General features: G+C 39.4%; 18 protein-coding genes, 1 pseudogene and 1 riboswitch. Of the genes and pseudogenes, 1 reads left to right on the top strand and 18 read right to left on the bottom strand.

Features of this window, described 5'->3' with window-relative positions; genetic code table 11:
* Nucleotide 1: 1 nt before the first annotated feature.
* The 3 genes from AC4QJR_RS11210 to AC4QJR_RS11200 all read right to left on the bottom strand — a co-directional run bounded on the left by AC4QJR_RS11210 (nt 2) and on the right by AC4QJR_RS11200 (nt 2,414).
* Nucleotides 2–268, bottom strand: coding sequence for a phage holin (locus tag AC4QJR_RS11210; RefSeq protein WP_098575329.1), 267 nt, complete (start codon nt 266–268; stop codon nt 2–4).
* A gap of 107 nt (nt 269–375) precedes the next feature.
* On the bottom strand, nt 376–1,728 hold the full coding sequence (locus AC4QJR_RS11205) for an ABC transporter permease (protein ID WP_496526218.1): 1,353 nt from the start codon (nt 1,726–1,728) through the stop codon (nt 376–378).
* Nucleotides 1,725–2,414 carry an ABC transporter ATP-binding protein gene (locus AC4QJR_RS11200; protein ID WP_496526217.1) on the bottom strand — a complete coding sequence of 230 codons (690 nt, stop codon included), beginning with the start codon at nt 2,412–2,414 and terminating at the stop codon, nt 1,725–1,727. Before AC4QJR_RS11200 ends, AC4QJR_RS11205 begins: the two co-directional genes overlap by 4 nt.
* Before the next feature lie 216 nt (nt 2,415–2,630).
* Here AC4QJR_RS11200 and AC4QJR_RS11195 point away from each other — a divergent pair, with 216 nt between their 5' ends.
* Complete coding sequence (locus tag AC4QJR_RS11195) at nt 2,631–4,724, top strand: transglycosylase domain-containing protein (protein ID WP_496526216.1); 2,094 nt, start codon at nt 2,631–2,633, stop codon at nt 4,722–4,724.
* A 24-nt stretch (nt 4,725–4,748) separates the two neighbouring features.
* On the opposite strand, the gene AC4QJR_RS11190 is transcribed toward AC4QJR_RS11195, so the two are convergent.
* From AC4QJR_RS11190 to ribB, 15 genes and pseudogenes are all read right to left on the bottom strand, one after another.
* Nucleotides 4,749–5,465, bottom strand: coding sequence for an ATP-binding protein (locus tag AC4QJR_RS11190; protein WP_496526215.1), 717 nt, complete (start codon nt 5,463–5,465; stop codon nt 4,749–4,751).
* Nucleotides 5,462–5,953 (bottom strand): ECF transporter S component, encoded by a 492-nt coding sequence (locus AC4QJR_RS11185; protein ID WP_496526214.1) that lies wholly within the window; start codon nt 5,951–5,953, stop codon nt 5,462–5,464. Before AC4QJR_RS11185 ends, AC4QJR_RS11190 begins: the two co-directional genes overlap by 4 nt.
* Complete coding sequence (locus AC4QJR_RS11180) at nt 5,954–6,538, bottom strand: cob(I)yrinic acid a,c-diamide adenosyltransferase (protein ID WP_496526213.1); 585 nt, start codon at nt 6,536–6,538, stop codon at nt 5,954–5,956.
* 15 nt (nt 6,539–6,553) lie between these two features.
* Complete coding sequence (locus AC4QJR_RS11175; RefSeq protein WP_098575322.1) at nt 6,554–6,988, bottom strand: bifunctional adenosylcobinamide kinase/adenosylcobinamide-phosphate guanylyltransferase; 435 nt, start codon at nt 6,986–6,988, stop codon at nt 6,554–6,556.
* On the bottom strand, nt 6,940–7,551 hold the full coding sequence (locus tag AC4QJR_RS11170; protein ID WP_375375771.1) for a histidine phosphatase family protein: 612 nt from the start codon (nt 7,549–7,551) through the stop codon (nt 6,940–6,942). The genes AC4QJR_RS11175 and AC4QJR_RS11170 overlap by 49 nt, the downstream gene beginning before the upstream one ends.
* On the bottom strand, nt 7,509–8,300 hold the full coding sequence (gene cobS / locus AC4QJR_RS11165) for an adenosylcobinamide-GDP ribazoletransferase (RefSeq protein WP_496526212.1): 792 nt from the start codon (nt 8,298–8,300) through the stop codon (nt 7,509–7,511). Before cobS ends, AC4QJR_RS11170 begins: the two co-directional genes overlap by 43 nt.
* Nucleotides 8,297–9,802, bottom strand: coding sequence for a cobyric acid synthase (locus AC4QJR_RS11160; RefSeq protein WP_496526211.1), 1,506 nt, complete (start codon nt 9,800–9,802; stop codon nt 8,297–8,299). Before AC4QJR_RS11160 ends, cobS begins: the two co-directional genes overlap by 4 nt.
* The gene (locus AC4QJR_RS11155; protein ID WP_496526210.1) at nt 9,799–10,371 is read right to left on the bottom strand and encodes a bifunctional adenosylcobinamide kinase/adenosylcobinamide-phosphate guanylyltransferase; all 573 of its coding nucleotides are present in this window, start codon (nt 10,369–10,371) and stop codon (nt 9,799–9,801) included. Before AC4QJR_RS11155 ends, AC4QJR_RS11160 begins: the two co-directional genes overlap by 4 nt.
* Nucleotides 10,344–11,429 (bottom strand): threonine-phosphate decarboxylase CobD, encoded by a 1,086-nt coding sequence (cobD, locus tag AC4QJR_RS11150; RefSeq protein ID WP_496526209.1) that lies wholly within the window; start codon nt 11,427–11,429, stop codon nt 10,344–10,346. Before cobD ends, AC4QJR_RS11155 begins: the two co-directional genes overlap by 28 nt.
* Nucleotides 11,386–12,369 (bottom strand): adenosylcobinamide-phosphate synthase CbiB, encoded by a 984-nt coding sequence (gene cbiB, locus AC4QJR_RS11145; protein WP_496526208.1) that lies wholly within the window; start codon nt 12,367–12,369, stop codon nt 11,386–11,388. The genes cobD and cbiB overlap by 44 nt, the downstream gene beginning before the upstream one ends.
* Nucleotides 12,366–13,832 (bottom strand): adenosylcobinamide amidohydrolase, encoded by a 1,467-nt coding sequence (locus tag AC4QJR_RS11140; protein ID WP_496526207.1) that lies wholly within the window; start codon nt 13,830–13,832, stop codon nt 12,366–12,368. Before AC4QJR_RS11140 ends, cbiB begins: the two co-directional genes overlap by 4 nt.
* Nucleotides 13,833–13,835: 3 nt before the next feature.
* A complete protein-coding gene (locus AC4QJR_RS11135) occupies nt 13,836–14,897 on the bottom strand; it encodes a FecCD family ABC transporter permease (protein ID WP_496526206.1) in 1,062 nt (353 codons plus the stop codon).
* Complete coding sequence (locus tag AC4QJR_RS11130; protein WP_098575313.1) at nt 14,863–15,828, bottom strand: ABC transporter substrate-binding protein; 966 nt, start codon at nt 15,826–15,828, stop codon at nt 14,863–14,865. Before AC4QJR_RS11130 ends, AC4QJR_RS11135 begins: the two co-directional genes overlap by 35 nt.
* A 193-nt stretch (nt 15,829–16,021) precedes the next feature.
* A riboswitch (cobalamin riboswitch) is annotated at nt 16,022–16,213 on the bottom strand.
* Between the two features lie 60 nt (nt 16,214–16,273).
* A complete protein-coding gene (gene ribH / locus AC4QJR_RS11125) occupies nt 16,274–16,744 on the bottom strand; it encodes a 6,7-dimethyl-8-ribityllumazine synthase (protein ID WP_496526205.1) in 471 nt (156 codons plus the stop codon).
* A gap of 56 nt (nt 16,745–16,800) precedes the next feature.
* Nucleotides 16,801–17,421: pseudogene (gene ribB / locus AC4QJR_RS11120) on the bottom strand (3,4-dihydroxy-2-butanone-4-phosphate synthase); the annotation flags it as partial.
* Between the last annotated feature and the right edge of the window lie 17 nt (nt 17,422–17,438).

Genomic DNA, 17,438 nt, shown 5'->3' with positions numbered 1-17,438 from the left:
ACTAGTTTGGATCCTTGTATGTTAACGCTCGTTCACTATCCTTATATCCCTTTGTGGTTGGATCCTGTACTATTCCTAACAACGACAACACAACAAAGACGGCATTAACAAAAGTTAACACACTATTCTGTATCGAATCAGTCAGCTGAAAATCAATGATTCCAAAGGAATTTAAACACTCTAGCAGCATCTGAGCCACAATCATAATTTGAGATACAAATGCGATTACCCAGTTCTTGTTTCTTAATCGGACTTTCCAGTTAATCATCTTCCCCATCCTCTCCCTTTATAGTTAACAATCTTTCTATTAACATATGCTTGGATGAGGTAATGGTTGTCCGCAAGTATCAAAGGTTTTAATCTTTACCCATTACATTACACTTCTCTTCTCATAGCTTTTAAGACATCGACCTTTGTTGCGCGCTGTGCTGGGCGTAATCCTGAAATGATAGTTACAGCGTAACAAATTACCACACAGATAATCGGTAAAACAAGCGGAATATCACTAAAAATTAGGTCTAATTCTGTTTCTTGGCCAAACGCCTGTTTGATAATTAATGGAATGGCAAAATTAACCGTATAGCTAATCCCATACGAAACGATCGTCCCAATAAGAGCGCCGATTAGCCCAATATAACTGCTTTCAAGCAGAAAGATTCGTTTAATGGTTTTCGGGTTGGCACCGATTGCTTTCATGATTCCAATATCAGGGGCCCGCTCAGTCACCGCCATCGTCATCGTATTGTAAATACCAATGGAAGCAATGAGAATAGCAATTGTACCAATAAATATTAGGCCAGCCTTTGCAATCATAAACACCATATTGACCTCTTTTAATTCATTGACAACAGAATATGTTGCATAATTCTTTTCTTTTAATTGGTCAGAGATACTTTGGACTGCTTCCATGTTTTTTGCATAAATCTTTACTTCATCATACATATTTTTATTGTTTACAAGATCTTCCGGTATCTCTTTTGTATTAATATCCAACATGTATCCTTTGGGTGTCCCCGTAAACCTCTCAATTTCAGTTAACATCTCATCAGAAATAAAGACACTACTATCCTGTGCCCATTCTTTTGTTGGCTTTTTAGAGATACCCACTATTTTTAATGGGATCTTTTTTTCTATTTGTTTTCCCTCTTTAAACTGTTGGACAGTTAATACAATGTCTTTTCCAAGTAATTCTCCTTTATAAAGATACTCACCTTTAATCTGCCCTTTTTCATTATACAAATCTTCGCCCGCATCCTTGTCAGCAAGATTAGTTAAGAAATTATAGCCAATGACCACTTCATTTTTCCCATTTGGTAAATGCCCTTCCGATAATTCAAAACCAGCTTTTAATTCAGCTGGAAAATTCGCCACAAAGGTTGGTGCCGATTCTTGATATTTTCCAATTGAAAAAACACCCTCCTGCTGTAACATTTTCCTTCTTGTCACCGCTTTTACATCGTTTATCTTTTCAAACAATTGGACATCTTTATCATTTAATGCGCGATACACCCCTTCATCTTTTGTTTCCTTACCATGAACATCAATTTGGGTTATGACCCTTCGTTCGGTGATTTCCTTTACCACCGATTTCTGTAATCCAAACCCTACTGAGGCGAGTACAATTAAGAAGGCACAACCCATCGCTGTGGCAAGAATCGTCATAAATACTCTTGTTCTATTTTTCTTCATATTCTGGCGGACGAAGCGAAATTGATCTCTTAGTTTCATACCAGCACCTCCTCAGCCATGCGGCCATCTATTAACTCAATCTTGCGGTTCCCGATCGCAGCCACTTTGTCATCATGAGTGATAATCAAAAAGGTAATTCCCAAATCTCTGTTTAATTCTTTAATAAACTTCAATAACTCTTCCTCTGTTTCACTATCAAGGCTGCCTGTTGGTTCATCGGCAAGAATAATCGGGGGATTTACAATTAAGGCACGAGCGATACTTACCCGCTGCTGCTGCCCGCCTGACAGCTCTCCAGGATAATGATCCTGATAATCTAGTAATCCCACTTTTTGCAGCATACTTTCGGTTTGCACTTTTCTTTCCTTTTCATTTACACCTTTTAAAATCAACGGCAATTCTACGTTTTGAAAAGCGGTCATGCTCGGTATTAATTGAAAGCTTTGAAAAATAAATCCTAGATGATTAATTCGGAAGTCCGCGAATCTTGATTCATTTAATTCCGAAACTTTTTCCCCGCTAATCCAAATTTCACCCTCTTTCGGATGAATAAAACCACTAACCAAGTTAAGGAGCGTGGATTTTCCAGAACCGCTTCTCCCGACAATAGTGACGATTTCACCCTTTTCTACACTAAAAGAAATATCTCTCAGTACTGGAATAATCGTTTGTCGTCCTTTTTTTCCAATCACAAAGTCATGGCTTAGATTTTTTATTGTTATCATAATTTCCTCCTGTTTCCCAATCACTTCACACTAATAGACGAAGCCTACTCACTTAACCCCTACAAAGTTAATAAATTTTTTTATAACTGGTTGGATTCTCTTAAGTTTTTTTGGTTACATATGGGAATATTACTTGCTATATGGGCTTTTACTAGTCTTTTTGATTGATAATATTTATAATGAATGAAAATTACATTTTGAAAGTAAGGAGATCACATGGAGAAATTGCATCCATATTGGGAAAAGATTGTTCGTTTCTGGAAGAACAAACATTTAACACAAATATCATTATTACTAATCCTAGTCGTTGTTTTATCAACCATTCTTTACTTCGGTTGGATTGCGATGAGAGCAAATGTAGAATCACTAAAGCAAGGGCTCAGTCAACCGACCGTTATCTATGATAAAAAAGGGAAAATCGCTAGTAATGTTGCCACCAATCGAACCAAGGGAGTAAAAATCGAGGAGCTGCCTAAGTATGTCCCAAATGCCGTGGTGGCAATTGAAGATGAACGATTCTATGAGCATGGCGGCTTTGATATTAAGGGTATTGCTCGTGCCTTTTTCAGTAACTTGTTTGCGGGCAGAATCACGGGCGGCGGCAGTACGTTAACTCAGCAGTTAACAAAAAATGCCCTGCTATCTCCTGAACGAACCTATAAGCGAAAAGCAGAGGAATTATTTTTAGCCGTAAAAATTGAAAAAGTTTATACAAAAAACGAGATATTACAGATGTACCTTAATCAGGTTTATTTCGGGAGCGGATCCTGGGGTATCAGTAACGCTTCAAAAAAATATTTTGATAAAAATATTAAAGACGTTTCTGTCAGTGAGGCCGCAATGCTAGCCGGATTGCTGCATTCACCGAATTACCTAGATCCATATAACAACTACGATTTAGCTATGAAAAGAAGAAATACTGTATTAAGTAAAATGAAAGAACAAGGGATGATAACTAGTTCACAATATAACACAGCGAAAAAAGAAAAAATCCGTCTTAAGGATGGCGGCGGAAGCAATGTGGAAAGGAAATATCCATATTATGTGGATGCAGTCCTGAATGAAGCAATCAATAAATATGGTTTAACCCAAGAAGAAATCCTAACTAGAGGCTATCGAATTTACACCGCGATGGATCAAAATCTTCAGACTGATCTTGAAAAAGTCTATAGTGAGGACTATTTGTTCCCGCGCAGTAGAGGGGGAAAACTTGTTCAAAGTGGCTCTGTTCTAATGGACCCTGCAACAGGCGGAGTGAGTGCCCTAGTTGGAGGACGTGGTGAGCATATATTCCGAGGCTTTAATAGGGCAACACAATTACGAGCACAGCCTGGATCATCAATCAAACCACTGGCAGTATATACACCTGCCCTTGAAGAAGGCTACAAGTACTCATCCGAGCTCGTCGACAAACCAATCAAGTTCGGAAATTATAAACCAGAGAACTTTTCAAAAACCTACGAAGGAAAGGTTGAAATGTACAAGGCGCTTGAAAAGTCACTGAATATCCCTGCAGTTTGGCTTTTAAATAAGATTGGTTTAAATAAGGGAATCGATTCATTGAAAAAGTTCGGTATCCCTGTCGAAAAAGCAGATAAGAACCTCGCCATTGCACTGGGCGGAATGAGTACAGGGGTCTCCCCCTTACAAATGGCTAACGCCTTTTCAACTTTCCCAAATGGCGGAAAACGAGAAGACAGTCATTTAATTACTAAGATAGTTGGTCCAACTGGAAATGTGATTGCGGAGCATGAAGCAAAAACCACAAAAGTAACATCAAAAGAAGTCACAGATGAAATGACATCGATGCTCTTAAATGTAGTAGAAACAGGAACTGCAAGGCGAGCTCGTATCCCTGATGTCCAAATAGCCGGAAAGACGGGGTCAACCCAGCTGCCTTTTAATAATATTAGTGGAACGAAGGACCAATGGATGGTGGGATATACGCCAAATTTGGTTGGCGCCATCTGGATAGGGTTTGACCAAACCGATCGGGAACATTACTTGCCAAGCCCTAGCTCGGCTAATGTGGTGCCTATCTTTAAGGAGATTATGAAGAAATCCGTTCAACATCTTCCTAAAGAGCGTTTTGATGTTGTTTCAATCAATGACCAACTCGCAGGAAAAAGCACTTCAATGGAGAGTATCAATGAACAGGCAAAGAAAATAAGCAAAGAATTAAATGAAAATGCTCAAAAAATCGGGCAAAAGATCAAAGAAAATGCTCCAGGTTGGAAAGAAAAATTGGATCAAGTTTTATATAAGGTTGGCAAGGGAGTTAATTCTTTCATTGAAAGAATTCAGCAGTAATAGAAAATAGCACCCCTGACGGTGCTATTTTCTTATTTCTATGGTATATAACAATTCCCCTGTGATTTTTCGGATAATTTCTTCTTGATCGGGTTGAAAACACACAATGAAACAGGTGGATGGGCCAGCTGATTTAATGATATCAACAGTAGTAACCACCCGTTCTTGTGTTATCATTTCATTTGGGAACATTTGATTGAGTTCATACAGGATCCCTTTAGAACCTACCGGCCACAGCATTGCTCCCTTAATCAAACTCACCTCATGAAAAATAGCTAGCGGTGCAACCTGGTCGTTTAGTTCGATTACTTCGTTGCCAACTAGCGGCAAACCAATAACAGCTATTTTCAAGTGTTTAGTGAAAGCAAGATCAGTTATTTTAGCAGACGACTTCTTTCCCAAGACCATTAACCCTATCGCAGATTGCAGAAGTTGAAAGTTACTTTCTGTACTTCCAGTTATCCTTACATCTGAGAACTTTAGTTCAGACAGTCCCTTTTCTATTCCACTAACTAACTGATCCCATGGTTCATTACCGCAAAAATTATGGAGCAGCACTGAAACAGGTTCCCCTCCTGCTGCAATACATTCCATTACGGCAACTCTGAATGCGTAATAAGCGACCGTATCATAGGAGATATGAACATGGTCCTGCTCCTTCATTCCAATGGCTCCGCTATTATCACATGCAATAATAAGGGAGTCCCCATCACTAAAAGGAATGGTTACGATATCCCTCATTGTTTAACATCCTGATTGTGCAATCTATGAGATACAAGTGAATTGAGACGGGGAATTGCAACCATTGCGATGACCGTATTAATGACGGAACCAATAAGCAAGGAAGGAATAATCCCCAAATAAAATCCTACATTCATTAAATAAATAAATGGTAACGGAGCAACCAAGGAATTTCCAATGATGAAAACAACACATGCTAAAAATTTATTATTTTTATACATGACCCCAAAAAACCAAACCAACAGGGCCATTTCACCAGCAATTAAAAAGTGCAAGGGCCCTAATGGGAACCCACCGATTAACGCCGATATTAGATGCCCAAATGCCCCCACTATTGCACCTGCCCCTGCTCCAAACAAAACTGATGCCAAAAGTGCAGGAAATGCATCCAGTGCGACGCTCCCGACTATCGCTGGAATCTTAATCATAGCTCCGACCACAGACAATGCTGTTAACATGGCCAGACCGCTAACCCATTTTCCTTTCATTTACTTTTCCTCCTTCCGCTTTCCATCTCTAAACACATTGGCACTGCGAACATATTCCACATCACTGACCTTTAATCGGAAGTTGATTACTCTTGCCAGCGCAAAGAAATAATCTGATAGACGGTTTAGATACATCAACGCAAGTTCAGATGTTTTCGGATCAGCTTTTACTAACTTAACTACTAATCGTTCTGCACGTCTAGTCACTGTTCTAGCGATATGAATGGATGCTGATGGTTTGGTTCCACCTGGTAAAATAAATCGCTCTAACTCAGGCGCTTCTTCAATGAACTCATCGATTTTCTTTTCAAGGTAATCAATAGATTCTTGGTGAAGCTTTAATTCTCGCTTGGCCGTCACATTTGCAAGGTCCCCGCCACAATCAAATAATTCATGTTGGATTTTTTCAAGATCGGCCAGCACGTCCTTAAATAAATGGGGGTCTAGTTCTTGAATGGCCTGACCGACAAAGCAATTCACTTCATCCACTGTACCGTATGCTTCAACGCGGGTATCATCTTTATCTACTCTTCCACCGATGATGCTCGTTTTTCCTTTATCACCTGTTCTTGTGTAAATTCTCATCTTTTCCATTCCCCTTTACTTTATTGTTTGGTTTAATCCATACCAAATGACGTCAACTTTTTCTGCTTTGGAGGCGATATCTTGATAAGCCCAACCAGTTACATCCCGCCATCGTCTATTTTCTGCCTCCATTGGAACAATTCCTTTGGATATATCAGTTCCAATCACAATTAACTTACGCTGCTCGGCTGTATTTTCCCAAGTGTCCCATTCCTCCAAACAATTTGCCCAGAATTCCCGACACTTATCGGTATCGAATCTCGCAGTTAAATCTTTTAGCCAAATTTCTACTCCTTCAAGTATGATCACTCTTTGGTCGAAATCAATTAGATTTTTCGGTATAGAGCGGCCATCATAAGCTGAAACCCAATGTTTATTCTCATAACAGCTATAGGTGTTCTTTACCCATGCCCTTTTGCCGTTAAAGGCACCTCCAATAATAAAATGCATCGTTCACCTCTCCTTAGTGCTTCTCTTTCAAAAATGAGTTCGTACCCTTGATCATGATTTACTTGCCAGGCCCAAAATTCTTTTCGGTCCGGTGCAAACCTAGATAACAGATAACGAATAACTCCACCATGAGTAATTACCGCACAGCTCTTTAGGTTTGATCTAAGAACCTCGTCGGTAATTTTTGTCCAGCCAGAGTCTACCCTCTGGGTAAATTCCTGATACCCTTCACCTTTTGGCGGAATATGTAAATTAGGAGCTTTCAGCCAGTTGCGATAGTGAACATTTTCTTTTAATTCTTCGTACGTTTTCCCTTCCCATTGACCGAAATTCATTTCTCGTAATTCTTTGATAAGTTTTATACTAGCATTTGAAAATAATCTTTCTCCTGTCTTAACACATCTTTGCAAATCACTAGAATAATAATGCTCATAATTTTTTGAACTGACGCGATCCTTTGTTTCAGGTGATAAGGGGGAATCACTCCAGCCCAAATAGGCTTTTCGTTTATTTTCTTCAGTTACTCCATGACGAAATAGTGCAATAACCACACGGTCATCCATAATAGTAACTCAATCCCTTCCACCGCAGCGCCTAAAACATCCCCGGTAATACCGCCAAACCATTTCATAGCTTTTCGGCGAAAAAGAAATGTACAGCAGGCTGCAATCAGAATTAATATACCTATAATGAAGAATTCTTTACTAAAAAAACTAACTAAAATCAGTAGACAGATTAGGTAAAAAGGATACGGCCAAAGTGACTGCGGTTTCGCTGCTTTTTGGAACAACGCTCCGAGACCTTCATTTTTGGCTGCCCTCACGGTTAACAACAGTACTCCCATAACACTTTTACTTAAAAACGGAATCATTGCAATAATGATAAAAAGTACGTTTTCAACATTCACTGTACTTTCATAAATAAAAAGAAACCGACAACTTAATAAAACTAAAATGGATAGAACTCCGAATGCACCTGTCCTAGGATCCTTCATGATTTCAAGCCTTTTCTCTTGATCTTGATAGGAAAAAAAAGCATCACTCGCATCCATCCAGCCATCGAGATGGATTCCTCCCGTCAAGAAAATTGTTGCCAGCCATAGTAAGAAGGCTGCAGCAAGATGGCTAAATGGAGTGAATTCCGAACAAAAATAGAAGATTGCTGAATAAATGATCCCTTGTAGTAATCCTACCAGCGGAAATGCCTGCACTGCCTTTTTAAGATGTTCCTGATCCATTGGCAATTCTAATTTGATCGGGATTGCCGTAAAAAATTGAATATCGATTAAAAAACCTTTCCAGAACTTCATCATTTTGTACCCCATTGATGGATGAGCTTTTTCATCAGATCCCATCTAAAGTGACTTTTCATCTCATCTGCCAAAATATCAAATCGTTTATCTTTATACACGCTAATAGATTTGACCCCTTGGACTGGCAGTGCTTTCTTTTTCCGGATCATGTTTAACCATTGATTTCTCCACTCATCATTATGAAAAAGATGGTGAAGATATGTACCAATAATTTGACCGTCATTTCCGAAATACCCCTCATCATCCCCGTTGGCTAAGGTTAAAAATGGTTTAGCCTCATTAGAAAAGGTAGTCTTTCCTAAATGGATTTCATAGCCCTCTAACCGTTGATGTGCAGGCAATCCAGTAGCTTGATGATACTGGGCATTGACAGGACTAGTTTCTTTATCTTGATAAAAAGTAGTCGTCGCTGGGATCAAACTTAATCCTTTAGCATGAAAGTTAGGAATATTTGTGTCGCTGCCAGATTTATCAATCAATTCTTCGCCAAGGATTTGATACCCACCACAGATCCCTAAAATAAAACCACCATTTGCCACATGTTTTTTGATTAAAATATCTAACTGTTTATCTTGTAAATTTTGCAGATCACGGATGGTACTTTTTGTACCAGGTATAATAATTGCATCAGGTTGTCCGAATTCACTTGCATGCTTGACCCAGCGGATTGTTACATCTTCTTCAAATAAGAATGGCTCCAAGTCACTATAATTTGAAATAAACGGGAGGTGGATGACAGCAATATCTAGTGTCCCTTTTTTCGGATAGGCAAATTGGGTCCTGATCGATAATGAGTCCTCGCTATCAATCATATGATTTTCCACAAACGGCAATACACCTAATACAGGCACACCTGTTTTCTCTTCAATCCACTGAACTCCGTCCTCAAATAAGCTGAGATCACCGCGAAATTTATTAATAATCACACCGACGATTCTTTCCCTTTCATTAGGGTCCAGTAATTCAAGCGTGCCGACAATACTTGCAAACACTCCACCCCGATCAATATCAGCAACTAGGACAACTGGTATATCCGCCAATTCAGCCACCTTCATATTAACAAGTTCGCGGTCCTTTAAATTAATTTCAACTGGACTTCCTGCTCCCTCGATTACCACTACATCATATTTATCAGCAAGATGCTGTAGGGATTCCTTAATCACTGCTAATCCCTTTTCATAAAAGTGATCCCGATACCCGCGCCCTGAAAGGGTATCAATCGCTTTCCCCAGGTAAACAATTTCAGCATCCTGTTCGGAACGGGGCTTTAATAGAATCGGATTCATCCATACCGATGGCTCTGTTCTAGCAGCCTCTGCTTGAATTCCTTGAGCTCTTCCAATCTCCTTACCTTCTCTCGTTACATATGAGTTATTAGACATGTTCTGCGATTTAAATGGGGTAACCCTTACCCCCTCGTTAGATAGGATTCGGCACAGGGCTGTGACGATTAAACTTTTGCCCACATCTGAAGCTGTCCCCTGAATCATGAGTCCTTTCATGATATAGCCCCCTTGATAACGATCGGAATTCCAGCTTCAACTAAAAACACTTGGTCCGCCTCCTTGACTAAGTACTGATGGACTTGTCCAAGTAAGCGCCCATAAGTGAACACCATCTCATTGCCAAAGAGGGACTCATTTAAAACCTCATTACTCACGATTAACATCGTTCCCACACGTTCTTTTATAGAAGTAATCCCGGTGAGTATCGTATCTTTAACGGTGGTTAAAAATCGTTCATCACACTTTTGCTCCGAAGAAAAAAGTTCATTATTTAATAGTGTGGTAAGACAATCTAGTAAAACCACATCCTCGGCTTTAAAATCTTTTGCTATCTTTCCTATTTGAACGGACTGTTCATATGTTTTCCACTGATAGGCCCCTGTTAAGCGATCCCGTTGGTGTTTTTCAATTCGTTCCTGCATTTCTGAATCAGAAGCAACACCCGTAGCAAGATAACAAAGTCGACCACCAGTTTTACTTGCCAATTTTATTGCTTGCTTCTCTGCAAAACTGCTCTTCCCGCTCCTCACACCACCCGTTATGAAGATGAATGTTGATTCCGCCATTTAGCTAACACCTCCATTAATTGATTATTTTCTTCATGACTCTTTATAGCAAAACGCAGCCATCTTCCATCCAAGCCTGGAAAATTAAAAGTATGGCGGGGAATGATGCCCTGATGAAGAAGAAACTCAAATAATGTGAACTGATCCTGTAAATGCGGGTCCTGTAGTAAGTAAAAATTTACATCAGATGACGAAGCAATATAGTTATTGTGATAAAAAAAAGAAAAAAGCCTTTTTCTCTCACAATCAATATATTCCTGTGTTTCTTTAATAAAAGCTTCGTTTTGAAGACAAAGCTCCCCAGCTAATAACGCAATGGTATTAGTGCTCCAATGAGATTGGAGCTTGCTCAGTTCTGAAACTATTGCTGGTTGTGCGACTAAGTATCCCAAGCGGATACCTGGTATCGCAAACATCTTTGTCAATGAGCGAATAATGATTAAATTTGAAAACTTGTTTATGTATGGAACAACTGATTCATATTCGATTAAAAAATCAAAAAATGCTTCATCTAAGATGACAAGGCAATCTCGTTTTTCACACTCTTCTATAATCGAGATCATTGTTGACGGCGGATAGTGAATACCGGTTGGGTTATTAGGATTGCACAAAAACAAAGCATCCACATCTACTAGACTAGAGCGTAAATCACTAAGATTCAATGTAAAGTCTGGCTCAATTAATTGATGGTAGACAATTTCACATTGATTGACCCGACATACTTCTTCATATTCTGAAAAAGTCGGCTCGACGAGAAGGGCTCTTTTTCGAGCAAGCATTCGTCCAAGCAGCGTAATCAATTCTGCTCCACCATTGCCAATTAAAATAGTATCCCTCTCGGTCTGTTCTGCTTTTGAAATCATGTCCGTAAGCTTTATGGCAAACGGATCTGGGTACACATGAATTTCTCGAAAAAAATCCACCCACTTTTCCTTTAGTGAAGGTGGTGGGCCAAGTGGATTAATATTTGCGCTAAAATCGATAAACTCCTTTGGGAGCGCTAACCCCATAGCTTTATATAAATATTGCGGATTCGATCCATGTGATGGCCAACTCAAAGAGTATTCCCCCTATCCATAATAGTAGTAAAAACAGAAAAACCGTCCTGCTAAGAATAGAATTGGCGCCAAGGATCTGTGATGCTTGGATTATTTGAAACGGGTCACCCATTTTTGTGCGGTTAGATAAGATTCCATTGTAATAGTTGATACCACCTAGCTGGATCCCTAAAATAGCTGCAACAGCCGCCTCTCCCCAGCCACTGTTTGGGCTTGGATGCTTTTTCGCATCACGGAACAAAATCATCCATGCCTGCTTAAAACTTGTCTTTTCTGGTCGTCTTCCAATCAGCATGGTCATGCCTGTTAATCGACTGGGAATCCAATTCATTACATCATCCCATTTTGCAGAAGCCCAGCCAAATTCTTTATATCTATCGTTCATGTGGCCCACCATTGAATCACATGTATTTGTGGCTCGATAAACCATCGCCAGTGGTGCCCCGCCAATGAGTGCCCAAAACATGGGGGCAGTCACACCATCACTTGTATTTTCAGCCACCGTCTCAATTGCCCCCCGAGCAATTTCACCCTCATCAAGGTTTTCTGTATCACGGCCAACAATATAAGAAAGTTTTTTCCTCGCTTCAGAAAGTTCCCCTACACTTAATGGTCGATAGACTTCTAGTGCCGCTCCCTTTAAACTCTTTTGAGCAATAGTTGTTGATATAATGATACTTTCTATTAATATCCCAACAAATGGCTGAACAAGATAACTTGCCAAAATTACAACGAATACAAGTGAATAAACAAAGAGTAAAATAAAAAGGAGCATTCCCACCCCTTTCCATTTTTTAAACTTTCCCTTATTTAATCGTTTTTCAAGAAATGAAATCATTGTACCAATCCATTTAACAGGATGGGGCCAGTGGGGTGGATCGCCAATAAACATATCGATAATATACGCAATGGTTATCGCGGCTAAATGATAAACTATCATGTTCGTTTCCTTTTGCTTGATTTTTGAATCGCTTCTGTCGTGCATTGATAAACAGCTTTGCTAATGAGCTTTCCTAATGGGGTAATCGTTCCTGCATATTCCAGCACCTCGCCAGATTGGGTAGCAGCAATTAATATACTATCGGTCGAGGTTCCAGTCGCGAAGGTTCCGGTCAATTCATCCATTACCTTTAGATCATTCATTGCCTTAACCTTTGTTTCAGTGGCAGTCATGATGCTTTGAATAAAGGCTTCTTCAGTTAACTCCCCTTCGATAAATATCCATGTATTAATGGTTCCAGGTACCATGTCAAATGAATGTAGTTCACTTTTGGAAGCATCAATCGCATTTCCAACCCCTGCTGTTACCACTACAAATATCGAGAAGCCAGTACCCGTATATCTTTTGTAAACAACATCTTCCAAAATTACTGCTGTCATCATGCCCACTGTTTCCGACGGTTCAAACCCTTTTGATTTTAGAAATAAGGCCATCTCTCTGCGATGGTCACTGCATTCGTAATCCTTATTGACATGTCGATTCACAAACGACTGATGCCATCCAGTCCCCGAACCAATTACTCCTGAGGACATGGTTCTTAACGGCATTGGAGAAGTTAATTCAATCCATTCTTCTGACATCTGTAACCTCGACTCATCAATTGTAAACATGATATTGTTGTGATTTACTTTTGGTAATAATGCCATCTGTGGCGCAGCGACTCTAGGATGAGGGTGTTTTTGAATGTCGGTATGGTAGACGTCTCTGATTCGTTCTTCACGAAGTACCTCATTAGGAATGTGATTGATATTAATCCGTCCGTTTTCAAGGAGGAGCAGCCGGTCACAATAAAGCCCCGCAAGGTTTAAATCATGAAAAATAGAGATGACCGTTAAACGATTTTCTGATGTCCATTGTTTTAAGAAATCTAACAATTCCTTTTGATAGGATAAATCTAAATGATTTGTTGGTTCATCTAATAAAAGAATTTCAGGCTCCTGGGCTAAAGCTTGTGCAAGAAAAACTCTTTGTTTTTCCCCTCCTGATAACTCCTGAATATTTTTGTTTTGGAATCTTGAAACACCAATTTGCTTCATTACTCTTTGAACAACTTCTTCATCGCCGGAACCCCATGATTGAAACAAACCCTTTTGATGGGCATAACGCCCGAGTGAAACGGTCTCTTTCACCGTATAAGAGAAAGATTGTGAGGAATGTTGGGACAGGACAGCAATTATTTTGGCCAATTGTTTTGCCTTGTAATGCTGGAGCCGTTTTCCGTTGATAAGGATTTCACCTTTTTGGATTGGTAAAATACCGCTTAGCATTTTTAAAAGGGTTGTCTTCCCACTTCCATTCGGTCCGAGGATTCCAAAAAGTTCTCCCTTTTCCACTTCAAAAGAAATCTCCTCCAGTACTGCTTCACTCGTGTATCCGCCAGAAACCTGTTGAACGCTTAGCATTCATTAACCACTTCTTTCCATCCTTTTTCTTTGTAGCAGGATTATTGCAAATACCGGAGCCCCAATTAAAGCAGTGATAACACCTATGGGTAATTCTGTTGGAGAAATGATCATTCTTGAAATCAAGTCGGCTAAAATTAAAAAACCTGCCCCCGTTATGATAGACAAAGGAAGAAGCTGACGATGATCAGGACCCCATAATAATCTCGACAAATGTGGAATGACCAGACCAACAAAACCAATGGTGCCTGACACCGCAACGGCTGCCCCTGTTAATATCGAGCCTGCAGTCAAGATTAAGAGCTTTCTTTTATGTACATTAACACCAATATGTTGTGCCCGTTCTTCCCCAAATGACATCGCATTTAGCTCCTTGGCATTAAAAAGCAATAAACATGAGCCAATGATGAAAAAGGGTAAAATAATTTTTATGTAATCCCAGCCTCTCATTGAAACACTTCCCAAAAGCCAGCCTATAATCTGCCGGAGTTCATCCCCAGTTAGTGCAATCATAAGCGAAATTATGGCTCCTAAAAAGGAACTGAAAATAATACCTGTTAATATAATGGTTTCCACTCGCATCGATTGTTCGATTTTACTTGCAAACATGAGAACTAGGAAGATTGTAAAAAAAGAGAATAAGATACTTAACAATGGTAATGTAAAGGATCCTATGAAGGGAATGGAAAGCTGAAAAAACAGGGTCAACACCGCCCCCACAGACGCTCCAGAGGATACACCTAATGTATAAGGATCTGCTAACGGATTTCTAAGCAGCCCTTGAAAGGCTGCCCCTGCAATAGCAAGGGAAGCTCCGACAAGACCTGATAAGATCACTCTAGGCAACCGAATATTTAAGACAATACTCGTATACATTGGGTCAAATTTCTCCAAGGAAATGAGCCCGAATAACTTTGCACTAATAATCTTTATGATAGTTAAGATTGGAACCGAAACCGTTCCTATCGAAATACCTATTAATATAGAAAGAATTAGGAAAATTCCAGCTATACAATAGGCTAAATACTTATTATTTAAAAACTTCAGGATAGACAGCCTTCGCAAGATCTTCTACTCCTTCAACAATCCTTGGGCCTGATCGAGTCACACGATCAGAATCCACATCAACTACATGCTGATTCTTTACAGCGTTGACCGTTTCCCAGCCCTTCCTTGTTAATACTTGATCGACAGGATTCTTAACATAGAATCCATAGGTAGTGACGATAACATCAGGATTTCGTTTAATCATGGCTTCTTGGTCAATTTTGATCCAGCCTTCTTGATCGTTAGCAATATTTTCAGCATTTATTACACTTAGCATTTGATCCATAAACGTATTCTTTCCAGATGTATAAATTTCTGGAGCTGGTGAAACCTCAACCAATACCTTTTTCTTTTCTTTTATCTCTCCAGCCTTTGCTTTAATTTCTGCTAATTTATCTTTCATCCCAGTGATGATTTCATCAGCTTTTGCTGTTTCACCAGTGGCTTTCCCAATCAAATCTATAGAATCAAAGACTTGATCAAAGTTTTGCGCGTCATTAACAACTAAAACAGGAATCCCTGCATCTTTTAACTGCTGAAGCCCAGCTTCAGAACTAGAAGCCCAAGAGGCATGTGCTAACACTAAATCTGGCTTTAAGGAAATAATTTTTTCTAAGTTTATTTCTTGGCCGCCAACTTTCTCCTTTTTGGCTGCCGCTTCTGGATAATTGTCGAAATCGGTTACTCCCACTACTTCCTTATCAAGACCTAAGGCAAAAACAATTTCAGTATTACTTGGGATCAGAGAAACAATGCTTTCTGGTTTCTTTTCAATAGTAACTTCCGCTTTGGTTGCATCTGTAATCGTAAGTGGATAGGTAACTTCCGCTGTTTTCTTCTCTACACTAGTATTTGAATCTTCCTTTACCTGGTCTTTCTTTTCAGCACAACCCGCTAACACTCCTACTGTCAATAATACTACTAACAGCAATGAATACAACTTCTTCATTTTTCTCCCTGCTTTCTTTGTAAAGTATCATGTATGTAACAAAAAATAAATTTTTTCTTGTGCTAAACAAAATACGTGGATAACAACAAAAAACATCTCCAAAATGAAATGGAGATGTTGGTTTGATAGATTCAGGTTACTAGCATAAGTAAAGAGAGTCTAGCCTTCAACACCTTCCTATCCTCGTAGGTTATTGGCGCACAAGAATTAGGCAGGTTTCCTGGCTCATGATCATCGCTTCCTATGCCTTCCCATCGTATACGACAGTGACACAATATAGGTTGCTCCCATTTACAGTGGCGGGACCGCGTTGGCTTATACCAACTTCCCTTTTAAGCTTAAAATCATATGAGAAGATTTTAGCACCTAAATTTAAAATAATATTTTTTTGTTATTTTTATTATAGAAAATGAGAAAAGATTTGTATATGATTTTTTACAACAAGTTATTGCTCAATATTTCTGCATAAATTTGCCATTTCAATCGCAGCCGTTGCTGCATCCCAACCTTTATTTCCTGCCTTTGTACCAGCTCGTTCAATGGCTTGTTCGATTGAATCCGTTGTTAACACTCCAAAAATAACAGGAATGCCACTTTTCAAATTGATCGCAGAAACACCCTTTGCTACTTCATTACAAACATAGTCAAAATGTGGAGTTGAACCGCGAATGACCGTTCCAAGTGTAATAACCGCATCGTATTTATTACTATTGGCCATTTTTTGAGCGATTAATGAAATCTCAAATGCCCCCGGAACCCACGCAAGGTCCACATCTGACTCACTAACTCCATGTCTTTTAAGTGCATCCTGTGCACCGCTTAATAATTTACTAGTAATAAATTCATTGAAACGTCCAACAACTATTCCAATTTTTAACCCAGAACCAACTAAATTTCCTTCAAAAATATTTCCCATGTGTATGCCTCCATCAAATGTTTTGTGTAGTTTAGCTTTAGAGCGGTAATCTATGCTTCCCGCTTAACCATTCGTTCATTTTTCATTCTATATTCAACTAGATCTTTAATCGTAATCATTTTAAGGTTCATTCTCTCTGCAATTTTGAAAAGATCAGGAACGCGGGCCATCGTCCCATCCTCATTCATAATTTCACAAATAACCCCTGCAGGCTTCGCACCGCATAATTTGGCAAGATCAACGGCTGCTTCTGTATGCCCATTTCTATTCAGAACTCCACCTTGTTTAGCAACGAGTGGAAAAATATGTCCTGGTCTTAAAAAATCACCGGCTTCTGATTCGGGGTCAACCATACTCAAAACTGTTGCGGATCTTTCAAAAGCAGAAATGCCAGTGGTAGAGAATTTATGATCGATACTGACAGTAAAGGCAGTTCGTTTCGGATCTGTGTTGTTGGTAACCATTGGATGTAAGTCAAGCTTATTAGCTAAATCCTCGTCAATAGGCACACAAATTAGGCCTCGGCCGTGAGTGGCCATAAGATTTATGACCTCAGGTGTAGCTTTTTCAGCAAGGGAAATAAAGTCCCCTTCATTTTCCCTGTCCTCGTCATCACAGACAATGATAACCTTACCTTCCTTTAGGTCCGATAATGCTTCATCAATTGTATTAAACACAGTTATCTCCCCTTTCA

The sequence above is a fragment of the Neobacillus sp. BP17 genome, from assembly GCF_059579525.1.
This window is presented reverse-complemented; position numbering and strand designations above follow the sequence as displayed.